Origin of the sequence: Frankia sp. CcI49 (genome assembly GCF_001983215.1) — a bacterium.
Taxonomy (GTDB): Bacteria; Actinomycetota; Actinomycetes; order Frankiales; family Frankiaceae; genus Parafrankia; species Parafrankia irregularis.
This window is the reverse complement of record NZ_MOWP01000058.1, coordinates 1-22873: the sequence shown is the minus strand read 5'-3', so window position 1 is coordinate 22873 and position 22873 is coordinate 1. Positions and strand designations below refer to the sequence as shown.

The following is a 22873-nucleotide window of genomic DNA, read 5'->3' as shown; positions in this document are numbered from 1 at the left end:
GATCTGGCCCGGTGGAACGGCCGGGGTGAGTTGGAGTATCTGGGTCGGTCCGATGACCAGGTGAAGGTGCGTGGGTTCCGGATCGAACTCGAGGAGATCCGTGCTGTGTTGGAACGGCACCCGGCTGTTTCGGGTGCCGCGGTGACCGCTCTCGATCATCCTGCCGGGGGGAAGTTCCTCGCGGCTTATGTCACGACCGGACCGTCCGCGCCGGCGGACGCAACCATGCTGGCYGWGGTGCTGCGGGAACACACGGCTAGGCTTCTGCCGGAGTACATGGTYCCCGTGTCGTTCACCCGCCTGGGTGTGCTTCCCACGACCGTGAGTGGGAAACTCGACCGTCGAGCGCTCCCCGTCCCTGATCTGGCTGCCGGGTCCGGTGGCGGCCGGCCCCCGGAGACGGACACCGAACTGTCCCTGGCCGGGGTGTTCCGTGACGTTCTCGCTCTCCCCGAGGGCATATCCCTGTCCGTGGACGACGATTTCTTCCGGCTCGGGGGTGACAGCATCCTCGCGATACGTCTTGTTGCTCGCGCGTCACAACGACAGCACACTTTCGCGTTGCGGGACGTCTTCGAGCAGCGAACCGTCGCGAAGCTGTCTCAGAAGATCATCAAAGAAGTCGAGGCGCATTCGACAAGCAAAATCGCTGTGCCCGCCTCTCCAACTCTCGAGAGGCTACGTGAGTCGCGCGACGATCCAAACTCATGGATCTTGACCGAGACCGCCGTTCTCCCCGTATCGTTATCGCACGACGCGCTACTCGCGGCATACGCTTCGCTTGTTCAAGAACATGATCTGCTTCGCTTGTCGATTCAGACGGTGAGTCGTCGACTGTGGCTCACCTGGGTAACCCCTATGACAACCATCGCACCAACTCTCTCCAGACTGCATCTCGCAGAGGCCTCGCCCTCCACGAAGCTGACAGCTCTTCGGACGATGGCCAGCCAGATGATCGATGCCACCAATGCACGGCCGTCAGGCCTCGCATACGCAAGCAGCTCGACACACACCTACATTGCGCTTGCAGTACATGCTGCCGCGGCGGATCGATACACCGTGCACCAGCTACTGGAGGCCCTCCGCACGCTCACTGATGAGAACGCCACTACGAGCATGCCATCAGCGCCGCCCGTCACAACGACCTTGACTGAAGTCGCCGATATCGCTGCGGCTCTCAACGTGGATCAGATCGAGAACCAGATTGAGCTGATCGAGCGCACGGATTCACTCGACGAGGCACTGTACTCGGCTGACAGAACTCAGGTCATACACTGGTACGGCTCACACACCGATGTCACCATGCGCGAGACCATCCGACGAGCACTGCACGCGACTGGGTACGGATCGCGACTCGGCGGTGTCGTAGATCACGAAGCTGCTCTTCTGCCAGATGCCGTCCTGGGGCGGCTCGGCCCGATGACGGTAACCGTTCCCGTGCCTATCGAGCAGGATGCTTGGCACCCAGATCCTGAGTTCGCGCTGGCACGCTATGGCAGTAGCCTGGGTAGGCGTCTCCTGGCCGGCAGACCGATCGCGCCGATACTTATTAGCCGATCCTATTCCGCCGGTGCAGAACCCTTGGCGATCGAACCGAGCGAGGCAGCGTACCGCGCGGTGATCCGATACAGGGTGGAGGCCGGCAGCACTATTCTGACGGTCATCGGATTTGCCCGTGCCGTGATGCTGGCGTTCGAGAACGCGCTGGGCAAAGTCGGCGACAACGCCGATCGGCGAGTCTGGCGCCCATAGTTGTCCTCGATCTTCTATGGAATGGGGTCCCTTGGTCGTGGGCGCTCCTCCCAGCCTTGTTGGTGTCGAATTGCGGTTTCGGCCGGGTCGGGCCATGGCCGGGTGCCCGGCTGTCGCGTGGGGTGGGCGCCCGGTCCGCGTCCGGGGGTCCTTCGGGTCGGTCAGGCGGGGAGGCTGGTGGCTATCCGGGTGCGGGCAGGGTGCCGCAGCCCGGGTGATCGCTTCGACGGCGAGTGGGGTCCAGGAGTGATGCGCGGGCAGGTGCACCACGACGCGGCGGGCGTGGAGGTCGATCCGGGCGGCGAAGCGGGACAGACCGGTGGCGTCGCCGCTTCGGGTCCCAGCGGCGGGCCTGCCCCACTGGGCAGCGCGAGAATCTGCGTCCAGGCGGTCAGGCAGAGCGCGAGAGCGAGAGYGACGACCAGCATCAGATCTGGTTCTGCGCGAAGTCGTGCAGGGGCAGGTTCGCGGGGTCGGTGTCCTTGGCACCGCGGATCCGGTCCTCCCGGCAGGCCCGGCGGCGGTGGCGTACCTCAGGACGGCGAACTGGCCGCGAAGGCCGTTCGTCGCGAATGCGGTGATCCGGTTGCCACCCACGTGGGTGATACGTAGCTGGGCGCCGGCGTGCTGGGGTTCGCGGTAGCGGAGAACTCGCATACCGGCGGCCAGCCGGACAGTTCGAGCAGCCCGGTCAGTTCCGCGACCCACGCCCCGGGGACGGGGATGGCCGTCGACCAGCCCGCACCCGGCCGCTGGTCTCGCTGAACTCGTCCGGATCTACGGGATCCGGAACTGGATCGAACAGAGCTACAAGCAGGTCAAGGAGGAACTGGGCTGGGCCGATTCCCAGGCCCGTCCGGACCTCGCGATCCGCCGTCACCAGGCCCTGGTGTTCTGCGCGTTCTCGTTCTGTTGGAACACCTGATTCACCCGGCCACCGCCCCCACAGCAGGAGCTCACCACGCAGCCCGACCGGAGAGAGAGGAGGCGCTCACACGCCTCGATCATCCGCGCAGGCATCCTGGCCGACGATGCTACGCACGGTCCGCGGCTGGCTGACTCCCTGGCTCGGATTCCACCGCTGGTGGAAAGCCTCGTCCACCATGCCCCCACCCCCTGAGCTCCATGCCCTTGTTACCGCCATCAGCGCAGGTCACGGCATGCACCTCTACTTCCCGCCCCGATCCGACAAACCACCGTCAGATCGGGGGCCAGCCGCCAGGCCTAGGTGATGGAGGCGGCGTCACGCAGGCTGTCAAAGAGGGCCGCGCGGCGCATATAGGAGCGCGCACTATCACGGTTCTCGGCCGTGCAGCGCAATTGGTCGAGGTTCTGTCGGCGCACGGCGGGGTCGCGTTCCTCCAGCATTCGCTTGTTGGCGATCGTCTGGGCTTGTACGTAGTTCAGCGCGGCGTGACGGCGCTGGCGGCTGTAGAGGTCGAGCAGATCGTCGCCGTCCCGACCGCGGATCACCCGGGGGAGCTTCTCCGCAAGGTTGATGGCGTCATGGATGCCGCCGTTCATGCCCATTCCGCCGATCGGGTTGTTGACGTGCGCGCTGTCTCCAGCCAGCAAGACGCGGCCTTTATGGAAGGTCCCGGCCACGCGTTGATTGACCCTGTAGACCCTGGCGTACTCAACGTGGTAGGGGTCCGTTTTGGGGAAGAACTTCTGCAGTCGCTGCTCGACGCGCGCTGCCGACAGTGCGGTGCTGTCGTCCTCGTCCTGGCCGATCGGCAGGATCAGCCGCCAGAGTCCTTCGGGCGTCTCCCCGCGCACCTTGAACAGGTTGGCCCACTCGTAGGGGTCGGAGAAGTAGTTGCGCAGCGAAAGCTTTGACTTCACGGTCTTGAAGTCGAACCTGGTCGCGATCTTGATGAACCGCTCCGGATACGTGAACCCTTCGAACTCGATGCCGGCAAGCTTGCGCACTGTTGACCGACCGCCGTCGCAGCCGATGACATAGGCCGCCGTCATGCGCTCGGTGCCCACGGGGGACTCGTACTCCACCTCGACGCCGTTCCCGGCCACGGTGAGGCCGGTGAGGGCGTGGGAGAACCGCATGTCGAAGTCGGATTCGTTGGCGTATTCCTCGGCGATGGAAGCGGTCAGTTTGTACTGCTCGTACTGCAGCACATAGGGAAACCGGATCTCGTCTCTGAGCCGGGCGAGATCGAACTCCGCGACGACCTCGCCGGTCGGCCGGTCGTGGAAGCGATAGGTGCTCGAAACCAGGCCGTGCGGCGTGATCTTCTCGGTGATGCCCAATTCGTCGAGCATCTCCAGAGTGCTCGGATGAATGGTCGCGGCGCGCTGATCCTTCACCGGCGCGGGCTCCGACTCGAGCACGGTGACCGGGATGCCCTGCCGGTTCAGCGCCAGTGCGCACACCATTCCGACCGGACCTGCGCCGACGATGACGACCCGGGTGATGCTCCGCGACGAAATCATGGCTCAGGCGAGCGATCCCGTGCGTCGCCCGACCACCATTCCCGCGGTCAAGCCGGCGCCCGTCGGGTAGTTCCCGCTGAAGAGGCCCCCGAGCGCTTCACCGCACGCGAAGAGCCCGGGGATGGGCGCACCTGACAGATCGAGCACCCGGCCGTTGATGTCACCACGAAGCCCTCCAAAGGTGAAACTGATTCCACACGTCACTCGATACGCGTAATAGGGTGGTGTCTCTATCGCCGATGCCCAATTACTCTTGATCGGCTCCACCGACGCGCTGCGGCCATCCTTGATCGTTGGATCGAGCGGACGGCTGGTATCGATCGACAAGTTGAAATCGCGCACCGTCCGCACAAACGCGTCGACGTCGACGTCTATCGCTGCGGCGAGCTCCTCGATGCTGTCGGCGACGACCGGGATGATCCCGGGCATTTCATACTCGTACACATCGAGCATCGACCGAGAGTTCGCGTCGAAGATCTGAAACGCCACCGAACCCGGCTGTTCGAGGATCACCTTGCCGTACTTCGCGTACGTATAGTTGCGAAAGTCTGCACCCTCGTCGAGGAATCGTCGACCCCAGGCGTTGACAACGATGCCAAACGGATAGCCGTACCGGCTGAGTCGGTTCGTCAACATACGGTTGCTCTCGTTCTCGGGATATGACGCGTCCCACGGCACGCTATGACACGTTGACCAGTCGCCTCCACGATCTGCACCGATCTCCAAGGCCGCACCGATCAGGTCACCGGTGTTGAACGGCGTGCCACGCACCTTCGCGTGCTGCCACCCGTCTCCCAGGTAACGCTGCCGCCATTGCGCGTTCGCCTCGAAACCGCCGCTGGCAATCACCACCGACTCCGCCAGAAACTCCTGATCGCCCGCACGAACACCGACGACCGAGCCGCCGTTGGTCATCAGCCCCGTGACCGGGCAACCGTAGCGCATCTCGACGCCGAGCCGCGAGGCGACGCGTTCATGGTCTGACATCAGCCCAGGGCCCGCGTCGACGTTACACACGTGCGTTCCGCCCCAGAACAGGAAGGTTCCCTCGGCGTTCTCGTGAGCCTGCCGCTCGTACATCARCCGGAATCGCAGCCCCAGTTCGTGCAGCCAGCGGACCGCGTCGCGCGAGCCTTCGACGACAGCCGCGGCAAGTTCCTTATCGTCACGTCCCTCGGCGATCCGGTCCAGGTCGGCCAGGAACTCTTCCGCCGAGTATGGCGGAACTTCGGTACGCGCGTGACGCTCATCAGGCTCGAGGATCTCGAGCAGATCACCGAGCCCGGCGTGCACCATCCGGGTCGCACCGAGCGTGTAGTAGCTGTTCCCCCCGGCCAGCGCCCGCGGCGCCTTCTCCAACAGCATCACGCGTCGCCCGCGCTCGGCCGCCGCATGAGCCGTGCAGTATCCGGCGTTACCCCCACCGATCACAACCACATCCGCGCTGGGCATAACCACCTCGTTGCCGTATCCGACCCAGAGACAACTCACGTTGAACGGCGCCGCTCGATGCGAGCCTATTTCCGCTCGCGCTGCAGTCGCTTGCTGACCTTTCCGACCGCGGTGTACGGGAACTCGTCGACCACCTCGACGAAATCGGGAAGCTTGAATGTCGCGAGTCCCCACTCCTGCAGGAACTGACGCAGCTTGCTCAAGGTGAGATCGGCCGCATGCTCCGGCGACCGGGGGATCAGGTACGCCTTGATGCGCTCGCCGAGCACCTCGTCGTCGACGCCGATCACGGAGGCGTTGTGCACGCCGCCGTGAGCGAGGAACGCGTTCTCCAGCTCCTCGGGTGCGATCTTCTCGCCGCCACGGTTGATCTGGTCCTTCGACCGGCCCACGACCCTGATAAACCCACGCTCGTCCCGCTCGACTATGTCACCGGTGCGGTAGAAGCCATCGCTGGTGAACGCCAGGTCATTCTGCTCGGGGTTGCGATAGTAGCCGCGGATCACTGACGGCCCCCGCGTCAGGAGGTGACCGGGCGCCCCGGGCGGCACATCGCTTCCCTCGTCGTCTATGACCCGGATCTGGTCGGCCTCCGAGGCCGGCCGGCCCTGGTATCGCACGCTGGTCTCCCGATCGATGTCCGGAGGGTTGCTGACGACCAGGCCTTCGCCCATCCCGAAGCTTTGAGACAGCTCCATGCCGAGCTCCGGCTCGACCCGCCGCGCCACCTCCTCGCTCAGCTTCGCGCCTCCGCACATGACCACCTGCATGCTGGAGAGGTCGTAGGCGTCGCGCAGCGAGGAGTTCAGCCAGGCCAGCAGGATCGGGGGTACCAACGTCACGCGGTTCGCGCGGTGCTTCTCGATCAGCGGGAACGCCACATCGGGGCTGCCGTTCGGCGCTATCACGATCGTTGCGCCCACGCTGAACGCGCCGAGGAAGCCGGGCGAACGCGTCGACATACTGTGACAGATCGGCATGACCAGCAGATGAACCGTCCGCTCGGTGATGCCCCTTTCCCCGACGCTTCTGCGCAGCGCATAGCCGTACGTGTGATGAGTATGCGGCATCAGCTTCGGAACGCCCGTCGTACCGCCCGATATCTGCAGCAGCGCGACGTCCTGCGGGCTGCATCGCCGCGCGTGCTCGAGCGATCCTTTCGAAAGCAGGGCGTCGTACTCGGCCCCGCCGCCGCGGCGATCGAGGATCACTGCATGCTCCAGATGGGCCCAACGGCCCTTCAGATCGGCAGCCAACGCAGCGAGATCGGTGCCGCTGTCCGATGCGACTGTGATGTAGGCACGCGCCTCGGCAATCTCGATGAAGTGTTCGATCTCCGCGCGGCGGTGCGCGATGGGCGCGACCACGGGAATCACGCCGATCTCCCACAGGGCGAAGACGAACGCGATGTACTCGTAGGTGTTGGGCAGATGCACGACCACTCGGTCGCCACGCCCCAGTCCCAGATCCTGCAGACCGGCCGCGAGGCGCAGGACTTCGTCCGTGAGTTGCCTATAGCTCAGCCGGGTGTCGCGGTCGATGATCGCGAGCTTGTCGGGATAGCGTTCCGCCGCGGCAAAAAGCAACTCCGGAAGCGTCTGATCGTGCCAGTATCCCTTTGCGAGGTACTCAGCCACGGTCTTTGGCGGATAGGGCACGACGCCGTCAAGGGTCAGCGGTTGGATGCTCATCGGTCTTCCTCGTGTGTCAGCGTCCTGTGTCCTGGCGGGGTCGGCGCCGCGTGGAACTGCCGATGCCGACCCTGTCATCGAAGAGCAAGTTCGCGCAGGAGGTTCAGACTGTCGTCCGTTTCAAATCGTGTTCAGCCCAGACTCAGCACGGCTTCGAGGCCGACCGTCACCCCGGGGAGACCCGGGACGGCACGGAGCGCGGCGAGCACTCCGGGCATGAGGGAATCGCGTGTGACGGAGTCATAACGCAGCCTCAGGATCTCGCCTTCGGATCCGAACAGCACCTCTTGGGAAGACATGAAACCGCGTACACGCACCGAGTGGACGTTGACTCCCTCGATCCGACCGCCGCGCGTTCCATTCGGGTCGCGAGAGGTGGCATCGGGCGAGGGAGCGGAACCCGCTTTCGCACGAGCACGAGCGATCAGTTCGGCTGTGTGCTGTGCCGTACCCGATGGCGCGTCCACCTTGTCGGGATGGTGCATCTCGACGATCTCGACAGACTCGAAGAGCGGGGCGGCCTTCGCCGCGAACCGGGTCAAGAGCACCGCGCCCACCGAGAAGTTCGGGACGACGAAAACGTTGACTTCATCACGTTCGATGAGTGCGACGCGAATTTGCTGGACAGAATCTTCATCGAAGCCGGATGTTCCCACCACGACGTGAATCCCCTGCTCGATGCACCACTGGACCTGTTCGTGTGCCACGCCCGGCGGGGAGAACACGAGCACGACATCGGCCTTCTTGTCGACGGTCTCCCGCAGGTCGTCATCGACATCGATCTCGGCGACCACGTTCATGTCGGAAGCGGCTTCGATTGCACGAACCGATGCACGGCCCATGCGCCCGTGTGCTCCCAGCACCGCAACTTTAGTCATAAGGGAAGGCTAACCTAAGTCATTCGACCGACACAAGCCCATCTGCAGTGATCTGTCAGGGAGCGGAGCGGTCGCCGGGCAGAGGTGGTCCGCCTTGATTGAATCGCTGTGTGTGGCGTCTCCAGTGAAGCGGCGGCCGGCCAGTCGGGACCGTTGGGTTTGATTGGCAGCGCTTGCGCTGGTGGCGGAGCTTTTCAGCTCGGGCGAGAGGCTCGGTTCCGGTGTTTTGCGCAGGCTGGAATGGCCACTGGCGGGGTGGGTGGTTATGGCCCCACGGGTGGCTGGGCGGATCGCGGAATCGTCAGTCGGGATTAGCGGCGGATGGGATCCAGGCGCTGGTAATGAACAGTCGGGTAAGCGCGTCGAGCGTGTCGACGCCCCATTTCGTGGCGGTCGACAGGTAGGACTGCACGACGGCGAAGTCTGCCAGGCCCCGGGCGCGTACCCCAGCAGCCACCGGAGACCCTCTGTTGCACTTTGGACCGGTCGGACGTCACGCTCCGAGCGATTGTTCGAGACGGGGACCGTCAGGTCGCTCGCGAACCGCAGGTTCATGTCCTCCTAACAGCGGAACTGGCGGAACTGGCGGATCAGCGTCCTCGCGTCGGCGGCCAGCGGGCTGCGCCCGCCGTGGTTGTCAGCCTCACCCCTCCCAAGCACGCTGAGGTAGTGGTTACGGACTCGCCGAGCACCTCCGGGGCCAGCGTGGCCTGCCGGGCGCGACGAGCGGCGCACGCGGCGTGGTGCGCGTCGAGCAGAGTCGTGGCCATCGCGTCGGCCCAGACCCGCCCGGCCGGGTCACACCTGTGGACCGAGCGCGACACCGCCGTGCGTTACTCACCTGTGGCAACTTTCGCGACTTCGTGGCTGGCAATGAAGTCGCGCAGCGACTTGGGCCGCAGGTCGGTCCAGGTCTGGTCGATCCAGTCGAGCACCTCCTGCCTGGGTCTGCCGTCCGGCTCGCCGTAGACGATGGTCCATCCGCCGGGCACCGGCTTGAACGTGGGCCAGAGCGAGTACTGCTCCTCATAGTTGATGAGCGCGTAGAACGTGCCATCCTCGTCGTCGAACGGGTTCTTCGCCATCGAGCGTTCTCCTTCTGCTGGTGGGACGGGCCGTCAGCTGCCCGTCGCCATGTGGGATCTGTGCGTGGCTACCGCGGCCTCGAGAATCTCGCCGGCGCGCACGGCCAGGGTCGACAGCAGCGACGAGCTGAGGCCGTGGCTGTGCTCGACTCCCCCGCTGAGGAAAATGCGGCCCTCCAGCCCCGGCACGCGCAGGCTGTAGTCGCGCGCCACGAGCGGCTCGTCCCCGTCGAGCGCGGCCTCGAGGTCGATGCCGTCGCCGAGCAGGCCGCGCGGGTCTGACGGGCGGAAACCGGTGGCAAAGACCACCGCGTCGACCTCAAGCGGCGTACGCGCACGGTCCCCAAGGTCGCGCAGCGCGGCGACGACACCCCCCGGGCCCTCGCGCAGGCTCTCGACCTCGGTGACGCGGTGCACGAACAGGCGCCGCACGCCGCGCAGCTTCTCGTCGTACTCCCGTCGGTAGAGGTCGTCGATGAGCTCGGCGTCGACAGCGGCGTAGTTCGTTGACCAGTGCCGCCGCAGCAGGTGCTGTTTGACGTCGGGTGGGGCGGTGTAGTAGTCGTCGACGGAGGCGGGGTCGAAGATACGGTTCGCATACGGGGTGTTGTCGGAGGGCACATAGCCGAAGCTGCGGATGGAGGCGTGTACCTCCGCCGCCGGGTAGGTGTCATACAGGTAGGCGGCAACCTCAGCGGCGCTCTGCCCAGCACCCACGACGAGGAACCGGGCGTGCGGCGTGGAGGGGAGCCGGTCGAGGCTGCCGAGCAGACCGTGGTTGTGGAACACCCGGGGGCCGGCCTCGATCCCGTCCGGGAGCAAGGGGCGCAGCCCGGTCGCTACAACGACCGACCGCGCCCGGACCCCCTCGCATCCGCCGCCGCCCGACACCATGACGGTGAAGGCCGCGCCGTCATGGTCGACGCGCGTGGCCCTCGCCCCGTAGGAGACTGGCACGTCCACACGCGCGGCCGCCCACGCCAGGTAGTCGCGGAACTCGAGCCGGGTGGGGAAGAAGCTTTTCAGGTTGATGAAGTCGCTCAGGCGCCCGCGCTCGTGCAGGTAGTTCAGAAAGCTATACGAGCTGGTGGGCGAGCGCATCGTCGCAAGGTCCTTAAGGAAACTGACCTGCATGGTCGTGCCCGGCAGCAGCATGCCGTCGTGCCATTCGAACCTCGGCTGGGCCTCTATGAAGCGGGCGGTCACACGGTCGGCGGCAGGCCGGGCGCCGTTGCGCTCTTCAATGGCGATTGCCAGGCTCAGGTTGGCCGGCCCGAAGCCGATACCGATGATGTCGACCACATCGGGGTCGCGCGGCGGCTGCACGTCGACAACCGTGCGGTCAGTGTTGGCACCCGGCGCCCGGGGTAGCCCGTGCTTCTCCATAGACACCACCAGCGCTCATTTCTTCGGCAGTAGCAGAGTACGGATCTTGAACATCCACGCAAGAATGGGGAAGCGTTGTCCTCACGTCTTCGATGTTCCGAACTAACGCGCTGCAGCCGGCCAGGAAGCAGGATGACCATCGTATTCGGCGCCTCCGTCCGTCCGTGGGTTCCCGCGCCGTTCCCACATCCTCGCTTCGTCGAGATGTTCCGGATCCCGAGATGAAGAAGTTTTCATCGCCGTCAGCCGACGGCCGACTCCTCGGGCTCGGCGAGAAAGTCGAGGACGAGCCGGTTCACCGCTTCGGGCTGCTCGAGATAACCGTAGTGTCCCGTGTCGGACACCTCAACATACCGGGCAGTCGGGACGATATCGGCAAGTTCGCGTCCGAGGTATGCCGGGATCATCAAGTCGTCGGCGAAACCGATCACCAGCAACGGCCGGATGATCGCCCTGTACGCCGCGCCACGATCTCCGAGCCGTTCGGAAGCGCCGAGTTGGCCACGCTCGCCGGACGACGCCGGAGCCGCGGAGTACTCCATAACCGCTAGCCAGTCGTTCGCTTTCGTCTCATCTCGCAATGTCGCGGGCGATAAGTTCAGCAGAGCACCGACCGCTGCCTTATACGCCTTCGGCAGCACGATCGACTGGTCGAACAACTCCTGCTCGCCCCGGGTGAGCATCTGTCCGACGTCGTCGATGCGTGCGTGACCACCCATCGCGACCGCCCGGCGCACAAGGTCGGGGCGCTCGAGGAGCAACTCCTGCACGACCCGCGCTCCGAGCGAGGTTCCGATCACGTGCGCCGGGGCGCCGAAGCGCTCGATGAGCGCGGCGAGATCGTCCACGAGCTCCGGGACGACGATGTCGGGGCACGACGTGGCAGTCTGCCCGGGCACCGGGCTGATGCCCCGGCTGTCGTAGGTGACGACCCGGTACCCCGCCTCGACGAGGGCGGGCACCTGGTGCGGCGCCCACACCTGCCCCTTCGCTCCCGTTCCCATCACCAACACGACGAGGGGGTCGGCAGCATCGCCATACTCGTCGTAGCGCAGGGTGATTCCGTTCACGAGCATCGTGGGCATTGCGTCTCCTTGTCGGGGAGGGGCGGGAAGATCGCGCAACCGGTCGTCATACCCGCCCGTGGTAGACGAGATTCACTCAGACGACTCGGCATCATCGTTCGTCGATGCCGCCAGCACCTCAAGCCAACGTGACACCCGTTGGTCTTCAGCGAGCGTCATGAAGTCGATGCCCTCCGCACCGGCGCTGCGCCACCGTTCGACCAGTTCCATGAGCCGGACGGAGTCCATTCCCTGTTTGCGCAGGTCGGCGTTCCGATCCACCTCTTTCACCTCGATATAAAGGACATCGGCGACGTCGGCCAGTACTCGGTTATCGCTGATCTTCATGATCCTCCTCCGGGTTACCGAAGCCGCTGTTCCAGACGCCCGCCTCTGTCGTGTAGGACGTCAACGTCTCAAGCGCCTGCACCCACAGCTCTCGCAGTTCGACCACTTCCGCCTCGCTGAGAATCCCCGCCGCATAAACGATGTTGCCCCTCAACGTCCACTCGTTGTTCTCAGCGTTCTGTACAGCCACCAAAGAAATGTCCAACACGGCGAGCAGAGGCATCGTCCGGTCCGCGGAACCGACGATCCCAGGAGCCTCGGGGGCCATCTCCCATGCGCTGTCCCTCACGGCGCCGCCGGGGCCGAACTGGCCGAGGTAGTTGAATCCGATCTGTGGCACCACAGCGTCGACCAGACGGCCCGCGCCCTCAGGAGCGAGCTCTCGGAGCACCCCGTAGCCGATGCCGCGATCGGGTACCGCCCGCAGTTGCTCATTCACGTGCCTCACCACATCCGCGGAAGCTCCCGGATCCGTCAGGGCCGTGACGGGATCGATGTCGACGGTGTCCAGTCCGACTGGGAACCACGTCGTGAACCACCCCACAGTGCGGGAAAGATCACTGCCGGGCACGAACGTCTCTTCGCGCCCGTGACCCTCAAGTCCGATCAGCACACGCCGATGACCGACCCCTCGCCTCGCCCGCCATGCCCCGACAGCGATCGTCAACGAGCCGAGCAGCACATCGTTGATCTCGGCCGCCAGTGCACCAGGCACCTCCTTCAGCACTGGGCCGGCGACTCTCGCGGGCACTTGGATCATGAGCACCTTCGCTGTGGCGCGCGTGTCGAGCGCCGCGTCCAGCGCACGGGAACCCAGCAACGGATCATCCGTCGTGACGGTCTCGGCCCAGTAGTCTGTCTGCGCCCTCACATCCGGCTCAGCGCCGCGGCCCGCGAGCATCTCAGCCCAGTTCAGCAGGCTCGTGCCTACTGGCAGCAGTGGCTCAGCAGTGCGGCCGGTCTCCAACTCCCACGCCTGCCGAAGATCATCCCCAAGAACTCGCCACGACACCCCATCGACGACCAGGTGATGCATCACCAGCAGTAGACGGCTTGTCGCATCGGCAGAACCCGTGTACCAGACCGCCCGCCACAGGACGCCGGCGTCGAGGTGCAGAGAACGCGCCAGTTCCTCCACACGTGCACGATTGCCGCTGCGCCACGCCTGATCCGGCCACGCGGGCCCCAGCGCTTCGATCACCATCCGATCTTTCGCGACTTCAGGAGAGCGGGCAGGAACCTCGAACCGGAAGGATCCGTCGGCATCTGCCACGAGGCGWCCACCCAGAGCCGCATGATGCGCTACGACCCGGTTCAGCACGCGCAACAATGTGTCGTGCGTCATTCCGGCTGGCACCACGAAAGTCACCGCCTGCACCAACGTCGAAAAACCGGGCAAATCCACTTCCTTGTTGGCGATCGGCCACAACCTGGAGGATCGCAGATCCTTCAGGGGKGCGGTGTGCTCCGTTGCCAGCTCCGAATGGCGCGCATCAGAAAGACGAGCCAGCCCGGCCACCGTCCGTGTCGAGAACACGTCCGCGGCCGAGATGACGACACCCATGCGTCGCATTCGGGATACCAACTGGATCGACAGAATGCTGTCCCCGCCCAGCTGGAAGAAGTCATCCTCAACCGACAGCCCCGCTCCGTCGCTCAAACCCAGCAGGTCGCGGACGGCGGCCAGGATATCTCGTTCCGCGTCGGTCTCGGGTGCACGCCCGTGGGCGGTCGACTGGCCGAGATCGGGGGCGGGCAATGCGTTCCGGTCGAGTTTGCCGGTTGTGGTCAGCGGGAACGTCTCAAGCCGATTGTAGGATGCCGGGATCATGTAGTCGGGGAGGTGCTGCGTCGCGTGCTCGCGGAGCGACCGGCGGAGTGCGTCATCACTGCCATCGACGCGGGCGGTGGTGACATAGGCAGCGAGGAACTTCCCTCCGGAAGGATGGTCCGCCGCGATGACCTCAGCACGCATGACGTCCGGATGCGCCTCCAGCACGTCACGGATCTCCCCTGGCTCGATCCGGTACCCGCGAATCTTGGTCTGCTCATCGACACGACCGAGGAAATCGATACGCCCCTCGTCGTTCCACCGGGCCAGGTCGCCCGTGCGATACATCCGCACCCCCGGCTCCCACGGACACGCCACGAACCTCTCAGCGGCGAGAGCGGGCTGCTCCCAGTAGCCGCGCGCATTACCCGCACCCGCGAGATACAGCTCACCGGGAACACCGGGCAGGGCAAACTGCAGATTCTGATCCAGGATGTACGCCCGAGTGTTGAAGATCGGCGTACCCACACTCGGGTTCGAGCTGTCGGCGAGATCCGCACCGAGCGCATTGATCGTGTACTCGGTCGGCCCGTACAGGTTGTACGACTCCACACCCGGGGCATCTCGCAACTGCTGCCACAGCCGCTCGGGCACCGCCTCACCGCCCAGCGACACGAACACCACGCCCGTCGCGTCCGCCGACACCGACCGACCCGCCGGCCGGTCACGCTCCAGCAAACCCTCATCCACGAGCACCTGCCCGTACGAGGGAGTCACGTCGAACCCATCGATGCGCTGATCGTCGTAGTACGCAAGCAGCTGCTGCGGATCCCGACGCATCTCCTCATTGATCACATACACCGAGTGACCGTTAAGCAGCCAGAACAGCTGCTCCCACGACGCATCGAACGAAAACGACGTCGTATGCGCGATCCGCATCCGCCGCCCGCCCTGATGAGCCACCACACGGTCAAAGATCTTCTCCACATGGTTGGCATACATGTTCGTCAGACCCCGATAACCGACCGCGACACCCTTCGGTCGACCCGTCGAACCGGACGTGAAAATGATGTACGCCAGATGATCCAGCGACACCTCCCCCCCGCGCTCGGCCACAGTGACCGGCCCATCCGCCAGCTCCGCGACCCGCGCCCGCACCACCACATCGTCAAGATTCACCACCCGCCCCGCCGCAGGCCCGAGCCGTGCCACATCACGATCAGTGACAAGCGTGACCGTCGGACCCGCCACCTCGAGCATGTAACCGATCCGCTCATCGGGCAGCTCCGCATCAACCGGCACATACGCCGCACCCACCGCGAACACCGCGAACATCGCGATGACCATCCGCTCATCACGCGGCAGCAGCAGCGCAACCCTGTGCTCCTGGCGCACACCCCGCTCCAGCAACAGCCGCGCATACCGGTTCACCTCCGCGGACAACCCCGCAAACGTGAAACTCCGCGCACCCGCAACCAACGCGATCTCCCCCGGCGACCGCAACACCTGATCACCAAAAAGACCCGCAACAGTGACACCAGCCAACTCTGCTGGGCTTCCAGTCGTCCAGGCTTCGAGAGCGGGTCTCTCTTCCGCGATCAGCAGATCGACTTCGGCGATGGTCCGGTTCGGATCCTCGGCGATCGCGCCGAGGATCTTCTGAATCACGCCGAGGAAACGCATCGCCGTCTTCTTTTCGAAGAGATCGGTGCTGAATGTAAGCAATACGGATACTCCGGCGTCGGAGTCGACCAGGTAGAGATCGAGATCTCCCTTGACGGCACCCAGCCCCACCATGCGAGGCCGCACGACGAGATCCCTGGCCACCGGTTCCACTCGGCGTCCGGTAACACGCTGGTAGGTGAGCATGACCTGGAAGACCGGATTTCTGCCGACGACCCGATCCGCAGAGATCGCCGTGACGATCTGATCGAAAGGCGCCGCCTGGTGCTCGAAGCCATCCAGCACGGTCTGCTTCACACGGGCGAGAACATCGGAGAACGTATCGCCGGGGAAGTATCTGTGGCGGAGGGGAATCGTGTTCACGAAGTATCCGACGACGCCTTCGAGGCCGTCCTCGGTACGACCACCGACTGGTGCGCCGAGAACGACGTCGTCACTCGCGCTCATGACGGATATCGCCAGGGCCACGGCAGCCTGGGAGATCATGAACATCGTGACCCCGTACCCGTCTTCGACGCGCCGCAGATCAGCCACGACATCGGATGAGATGGTCAGGGACACATCTGCCGCACGGTACGTCGGTTCAGCCGGCCGGGGCCGGCGGGGGCTTATCGTGGATTCACCCGGAGCGTCCGCCAGGGCGTCTGCCCAATACTTCAGATGGTGATGTAGCGCGGACTCCGGATCGGTGGGCTGACCGAGCACGGCCTGCTGCCATACCGCATAGTCTGCGTACTGTATCCCGACCGGCTCCCACGTCGGCGCGTTCCCCTGGCTTCTTGCCGCGTAGGCGACGAAGAGATCTTCCAGCACCGTCGGCGTGGACCATTCATCTACGGCGTGATGGTGCACCGCAAGAACGAGAATCCACTCTCCGACCTCCACGCGTAGCAGACCGGCGCGAACCGGGATATCCACGGCGAGGTCGAATCGGCTCCGCACGAGTTCCCGAAGACGTTTGTCGATCGCGTCCTGTCCCGCCCCGATGAAGTCCTCAGGAATCAGAGGCAGGCGCAGGGCCGCCTCCTCATCCGTGAGGATCACCTGATGGAGCTGCCCGTCGTCCCCCACGATCAACGTCCGCAGCGCCTCATGTCGAGTCACGACATCCTGCACCGCCAGCCTCAGGGCAGTCTCGTCCAGTTCTCCGGACAGGTGCCGGATCAGAGGGACGACGTAGCGAGCCCCCGGGCCGCCCATCTGCTCAATAACCCAGAGGGAGCGCTGCCCATATGTCACAGGCAGCAGTTCCGGACGCGGCAGATCACCTACTCGCGGTACGCGGGATACGGTCTGCGAAGCTCCGTCGACGACACGCGCCAGTCCTTCGATCGTGGCCTGTTCGAAGATATCCCGCAGAGTCAGCGCCGAACCCAGCGCGGCGTTGGCCCGCGCGACGACGCGTGTTGCCAGCAACGAGTGACCACCAAGACGGAAGAAGTCATCGTTCGCCCGCAGACTGACCTCACCCCCGAGACTCAGCACCGCACGGAACACTTCCGCCAGCGAGCGCTCCGTCGGCGTCTGGAGTGCACGCCCGTCGGTGCCGGTGATCTCGCTGAGATCGGGGGCGGGCAATGCCTTCCGGTCGAGCTTTCCGTTGACCGTCGTTGCGAAGGAGTCAATTCGGGTGATCGTCGTGGGGATCATGTAGTCGGGGAGGTGCTGCGTCGCGTGCTCGCGGAGCGACCGGCGGAGTGCGTCATCACTGCCATCGACGCGGGCGGTGGTGACATAGGCAGCGAGGAACTTCCCTCCGGAAGGATGGTCCGCCGCGATGACCTCAGCACGCATGACGTCCGGATGCGCCTCCAGCACGTCACGGATCTCCCCTGGCTCGATCCGGTACCCGCGAATCTTGGTCTGCTCATCGACACGACCGAGGAAATCGATACGCCCCTCGTCGTTCCACCGGGCCAGGTCGCCCGTGCGATACATCCGCACCCCCGGCTCCCACGGACACGCCACGAACCTCTCAGCGGCGAGAGCGGGCTGCTCCCAGTAGCCGCGCGCATTACCCGCACCCGCGAGATACAGCTCACCGGGAACACCGGGCAGGGCAAACTGCAGATTCTGATCCAGGATGTACGCCCGAGTGTTGAAGATCGGCGTACCCACACTCGGGTTCGAGCTGTCGGCGAGATCCGCACCGAGCGCATTGATCGTGTACTCGGTCGGCCCGTACAGGTTGTACGACTCCACACCCGGGGCATCTCGCAACTGCTGCCACAGCCGCTCGGGCACCGCCTCACCGCCCAGCGACACGAACACCACGCCCGTCGCGTCCGCCGACACCGACCGACCCGCCGGCCGGTCACGCTCCAGCAAACCCTCATCCACGAGCACCTGCCCGTACGAGGGAGTCACGTCGAACCCATCGATGCGCTGATCGTCGTAGTACGCAAGCAGCTGCTGCGGATCCCGACGCATCTCCTCATTGATCACATACACCGAGTGACCGTTAAGCAGCCAGAACAGCTGCTCCCACGACGCATCGAACGAAAACGACGTCGTATGCGCGATCCGCATCCGCCGCCCGCCCTGATGAGCCACCACACGGTCAAAGATCTTCTCCACATGGTTGGCATACATGTTCGTCAGACCCCGATAACCGACCGCGACACCCTTCGGTCGACCCGTCGAACCGGACGTGAAAATGATGTACGCCAGATGATCCAGCGACACCTCCCCCCCGCGCTCGGCCACAGTGACCGGCCCATCCGCCAGCTCCGCGACCCGCGCCCGCACCACCACATCGTCAAGATTCACCACCCGCCCCGCCGCAGGCCCGAGCCGTGCCACATCACGATCAGTGACAAGCGTGACCGTCGGACCCGCCACCTCGAGCATGTAACCGATCCGCTCATCGGGCAGCTCCGCATCAACCGGCACATACGCCGCACCCACCGCGAACACCGCGAACATCGCGATGACCATCCGCTCATCACGCGGCAGCAGCAGCGCAACCCTGTGCTCCTGGCGCACACCCCGCTCCAGCAACAGCCGCGCATACCGGTTCACCTCCGCGGACAACCCCGCAAACGTGAAACTCCGCGCACCCGCAACCAACGCGATCTCCCCCGGCGACCGCAACACCTGATCACCAAAAAGACCCGCAACGGTAACAGCCTCTATGTCTCGGTACAGATCGGCGATGGTGCCGGTGCGAGGCTCGACCTCGTCGGGAAGCAGCGCCGTCAGCTCGCCGACGTGCACGCGCGAACGGCTCGCGATCGCGTTCAGCGTCGCAACGTAGCGCTCCAGGATCTCTTCGGCGCTGGCCGTGTCGTACGCGTCGCGGCGGTAGGAGAGCCGTACATGCACGGATGCAGATCCTGCCCGCTCCCATACATTCACTGCGAACGTCACCGGATAATGCGTGGCGTCATCCACGGCGGAGCCGACCACTCGGACGCCAGCCCAGTCACGTTCGTCGCGCACCTGGAAGGGCAGGTTCTGCACCACGAACAACGTGTCGAAGAGCGCTGGCATACCCGCAGACGCCTGAATGCTCGTCAGCGCGGTGTCGGGATGGTCGATGACGAGCAGCTGCTCCGACTGCACTCGCGCGAGCATCTCCTGAGCCGTCTCGAACGGGCTGAGACGCACGCGCATCGGTACCGTGTTGAAGAGCACCCCGATGGTCCGGTCCGCGTCGGGAAGCTCGGGAGGGCGACCGGACACCGTGTTGCCGAACACCACGTCATCGCTGCCAGTCAGGCGGCTGAGGGTGACAGCCCAGGAAGCCTGCAGGACTGTACCCACCGTCACCTGCGCAGTCCGCGCGGCGCCGTACACCGCAGCAGCCGCCGACGGATCAAGATCGTAGTGCAGATCGCCCGTGTCGATCTGCCCCGCACTGAGATCGCCGCCCTCTGGCCAGAGCATCGTCGGGCCGGACAGCTCGGCGAGATAGTCGCTCCAGGCGCGGGCGCCGGTCTCCGGATCCCGACCGTCGAGCCACTCAAGATACGAACGGAATGACGCCGGTTCGACGCGATCCGCGTACCCGGGATCCGCGTAGATCGTGAGGATCTCCTCGAACAGGGCCTTCAACGACCAGCCGTCCAGCAGAATGTGCTCAAAGCACATCACCAGAATCCAGGAATCGGTCGACCGCTCGATGAGGGTGAACCGGATCAGCGGTGGAGTCTGGAAGTCGAAGGGCTCACGTCGCTCGGCTGCCAGGAAATCACCGATGTTCACACGGAGTTCGGACCACTCGGTGAGCGGGATGATGCGGAACGGCGCGTCCGCGACGGCGGGGATCACCTGGGCCTCACCCGAGGGCACGAAGGCGGCACGAAGGTTCGGGTACCGGCCGAGCACGGCCCGCACCGCACCCTCCAGCCGGTCAGGGTCGACCGCGCCTGACAACTCTCTCGTGGCCTGCGATACGTAGGCGTTGTGGTCGTCCGACTCCTGCGCGCGCACCATGTGGTAAAAAATGCCGCGTTGCAACGTGGACAGCGGGAGGATCTCGGCGGTCTTGCCGTAGAGGGCACGGATGCGCTCTTCCTCCTCCCGCGAGATCGTGAGACGGTCGGCTCGACGAAGACGCAGCCCGCCTGACGACTGCCTCGACAACGTGAGCGCGAAATCGATCTGGGCGGTCACGGCGGCGATCTCCTCCGCCAGCGCATGCGCGTCCAGGTCGATACCGGGGGCTGTCTCGACCTCCACCCGGACTGTTTGCGGCTCAGCTGCCGGGCCCGGGTCGATCAGGATGCAGATGTCGAGCTGGATTGCATTGTCTGCGGAGATCGCGGCAACCGTCGCGATACGCTCCGCCGCGCTTCGGAACACGCTGATCCGGATGCGTGGGAGAGGCAGATCGTCGAAGAATCGACTGAGTTGCGGGCGAGCGCGCAGGGACGCGTAGTCAGCCGCACGCTCGAGGCTCAGTGTAGGTGGCGAGTGGGTGGCGCCTCCGTTCGAGGCGGTTGCCGGTTCGCCGAGAAGTACCGGGTAGCTCCAGACTGTGAATGCGTCCGCGGGCTCGCGCCGTTCGACGACCAGCTGGCGTTCGCCGAGCGTCCGGGTGAGCGTCCGGGTGATCGCGCCCCACGCATCGAGTTGCGTTGTGCCGCTCAGCTCACGCCGTCCGGAGATCTCGGCAGTATGTGTCGCGAAGGCCGGTGCTTTACCAGCCTTCGACGGCAGGCTGACATCTCGCACCGCGGCGAGCTGGTCGATCCAGTCGTCCCAGAAGGGATCCTCCAGAACGGTGCTGAGCTCGGCGTCTGTCCGTTGATCGCTGTCAGCTCGCGGTGTCTCGATCACCAGCCGGCTCTGTGCGCCGTAGCCAGCGACAAGCTCGGCGAGCAGCGCTCCGACCGCGTCGAGGACCTCGACGTTGTCGTGTGCAGCGACCAGTTCGCCGCTTCCGTCGTCGAGCACCCGCAGCTGCATCCCGCCGTCGCCCAGCGCGAGAGCGGCGTGATCAACGGCAGCACGCCACAGCACGGCATCCTGGATGTCGAATGCGGGAAGCGCAAGACGGAAGACTGGTCGCTCCTGGTCGGAGGCCGCCCCGTGAAGCCTGGAGTCGAGAGCGGCCTGCACCATTTCCGCAAGATGGACGGACGCAAGCCCTGGATGCCGCGCGCCGAGGGTCAGAAACAGTCGCGTCTTCTGTAGCAGCCGTGACGAGGTGGCTTCGGAGAACAGCTCTCTGGCCGCGTTCAGGTGCAGAGCCAGAGCACCGTCGCCACGCCTCGCGATGGAGTAGACGAGGTCGAAAAAGGCGGGCCGGGTCGGACCCGGTCCTCCGGTCGCGACCGGTACGTAGGGGACGAAGGTCGCGGCTGGGTCCGGCTCTGGATCACTCTGGTCGAGATAGTCGGCCATCACCTGGAAGAGAGGGCTGATCCCGGGAGTACGCACCGGCTGGATCGCTTCGACGACAGCGTCGAAAGGCACGAGCTTGCGCTCGTTCGCCTCAAGCATGCGCTCCCGCATGCTGGTGAGCGCCTGTCCGAACCCCTCCATCTCGTCGATGTCGGAGCGGACGACGACAGTGTTCACGAAGTAGCCGATGAGGTCGCTCAGCTCCGATAGATCGCGCAGGCTGGCAGGTATACCGATCGGCACCGTGGTGCCGATCCCCTCGCTCCAGAGGGCGAGGGTGAGCGCGGTCATCAGCCCCTGCAGCGGTGTCGCCCTGCGCTCGACGAGTAGGGCATCCACGGCGCCGACTTCATCGTCGGACAGCACAACGGTCGCCGGTCGGACCGTGCGCGAGTCGGTATCGGTGCGCGGGTAGTCGATCGGCAGCGGAGTTTCCGTGGGAATATCTACGAGCGCACCGCGCCAGTACTCAAGTTCATGCCGATGGCGCGAGTCCGCATCTCGGGAGTCGCCGAGCGCTGCCCGGTGCCAGAGCGCGAAGTCCGCGAACTGCACGGGAAGCGCAACCAGCTCGGACGACGCGCCGGACACCTCTTCGCGATAAAGAGCGTTCAGATCGCGGAGGAAGGGTGCGAATGATTGCTCGTCGGTAACGATATGGTGCCCGGCGGCAACGAGCAGATCGTCTTCCTCCCGGCGGAGGAGACAGAATCGGAGGCCGTAGTCAGACGCGAGGTCTATGGGGGCGGCGACGAGTTCGGCAACTCTCTCATTCGCCGCCGACGAGGGGATCCGCTCAACCGTGACGAGTGCCACGCCCGGTTCCGCGGCTGGGTGGATCCTCTGGTGCAGTTCGACGGCGTCTTCGTCGAGCACGAAGGTTGTGCGCAGGATCTCGTGCCGGGCGACGAGACGACGAACGGCCGATTGCAGGGCACCGACGTCGACCGGTTCGCGTGATCGGAGGGTCATAGCCATGCGGTAGATCGTCTTGCCGGCAATCTGGTCGGTTACCCAGAGTGCTTGCTGTCCGAAAGACGCCGGGAGGTTCGCGGGCCGCGGTAGATCCCCGATCCGCAACGCTGGAATCGTCGAGACACCCGAGCCTTCGGCGACGATCTCGGCCAGGCCCGCGATCGTGGGATGGTCGAACACATCCCGCAGACCCAGCCCTGAACCAAGGATCGCGTTCACCCGGGCAACGACCCGCGTCGCCAGCAGCGAATGCCCCCCGAGCCGGAAGAAGTCGTCGTCCACGGACAGGGATATGCCCTCCGGAAGAGCGAGCACGTCACGGAACACCCCGGCCAACGCCAGTTCGGTGTCCGTCTCCGGAGGCCGGCCGCCACCGGACCCGGCAGCCAGATCAGGGACGGGGAGCGCTCGACGGTCGAGTTTCCCACTCACGGTCGTGGGAAGCACACCCAGGCGGGTGAACGACACGGGAACCATGTACTCCGGC

The 22873-nt window shown here is 65.1% G+C and carries 10 protein-coding genes and 2 pseudogenes; 1 reads left to right on the top strand and 11 read right to left on the bottom strand.

Going from position 1 to position 22873, the window contains the following annotated elements:
- Positions 1-1752: phosphopantetheine-binding protein (locus CcI49_RS38910; RefSeq protein WP_241840548.1), on the top strand; the 1752-nt coding region annotated here is incomplete at its 5' end.
- 213 nt (positions 1753-1965) lie between these two features.
- Here CcI49_RS38910 and CcI49_RS44000 read toward each other — a convergent pair.
- The 11 genes and pseudogenes from CcI49_RS44000 to CcI49_RS38865 all read right to left on the bottom strand — a co-directional run.
- Positions 1966-2474 (bottom strand): annotated as a pseudogene (locus CcI49_RS44000) (transposase); the annotation flags it as partial.
- A 502-nt stretch (positions 2475-2976) separates the two neighbouring features.
- Positions 2977-4203, bottom strand: a complete 1227-nt coding sequence (locus CcI49_RS38905) for an FAD-dependent monooxygenase (RefSeq protein ID WP_076834726.1) — start codon at positions 4201-4203, stop codon at positions 2977-2979.
- A gap of 3 nt (positions 4204-4206) precedes the next feature.
- Positions 4207-5655, bottom strand: a complete 1449-nt coding sequence (gene tcuA, locus CcI49_RS38900; RefSeq protein WP_054566331.1) for an FAD-dependent tricarballylate dehydrogenase TcuA — start codon at positions 5653-5655, stop codon at positions 4207-4209.
- A 65-nt stretch (positions 5656-5720) separates the two neighbouring features.
- Positions 5721-7346 carry an AMP-binding protein gene (locus CcI49_RS38895; protein WP_054566330.1) on the bottom strand — a complete coding sequence of 542 codons (1626 nt, stop codon included), beginning with the start codon at positions 7344-7346 and terminating at the stop codon, positions 5721-5723.
- Between the two features lie 131 nt (positions 7347-7477).
- Positions 7478-8224 (bottom strand): 4-hydroxy-tetrahydrodipicolinate reductase, encoded by a 747-nt coding sequence (gene dapB, locus CcI49_RS38890; RefSeq protein WP_054566329.1) that lies wholly within the window; start codon positions 8222-8224, stop codon positions 7478-7480.
- 301 nt (positions 8225-8525) lie between these two features.
- Positions 8526-9042, bottom strand: a pseudogene (locus CcI49_RS40275) (transposase); the annotation flags it as partial.
- Positions 9043-9057: 15 nt separating this feature from the next.
- The gene (locus CcI49_RS38885; RefSeq protein ID WP_054566328.1) at positions 9058-9309 is read right to left on the bottom strand and encodes an MbtH family protein; all 252 of its coding nucleotides are present in this window, start codon (positions 9307-9309) and stop codon (positions 9058-9060) included.
- A 33-nt stretch (positions 9310-9342) separates the two neighbouring features.
- Positions 9343-10695 (bottom strand): SidA/IucD/PvdA family monooxygenase, encoded by a 1353-nt coding sequence (locus CcI49_RS38880; RefSeq protein WP_241840547.1) that lies wholly within the window; start codon positions 10693-10695, stop codon positions 9343-9345.
- A gap of 242 nt (positions 10696-10937) precedes the next feature.
- Complete coding sequence (locus CcI49_RS38875; RefSeq protein ID WP_054566327.1) at positions 10938-11780, bottom strand: alpha/beta hydrolase; 843 nt, start codon at positions 11778-11780, stop codon at positions 10938-10940.
- Positions 11781-11852: 72 nt separating this feature from the next.
- On the bottom strand, positions 11853-12107 hold the full coding sequence (locus CcI49_RS38870) for a phosphopantetheine-binding protein (protein ID WP_054566326.1): 255 nt from the start codon (positions 12105-12107) through the stop codon (positions 11853-11855).
- The gene (locus CcI49_RS38865) at positions 12091-22854 is read right to left on the bottom strand and encodes a non-ribosomal peptide synthetase (protein ID WP_158230896.1); all 10764 of its coding nucleotides are present in this window, start codon (positions 22852-22854) and stop codon (positions 12091-12093) included. The genes CcI49_RS38870 and CcI49_RS38865 overlap by 17 nt, the downstream gene beginning before the upstream one ends.
- Positions 22855-22873: the final 19 nt, after the last annotated feature.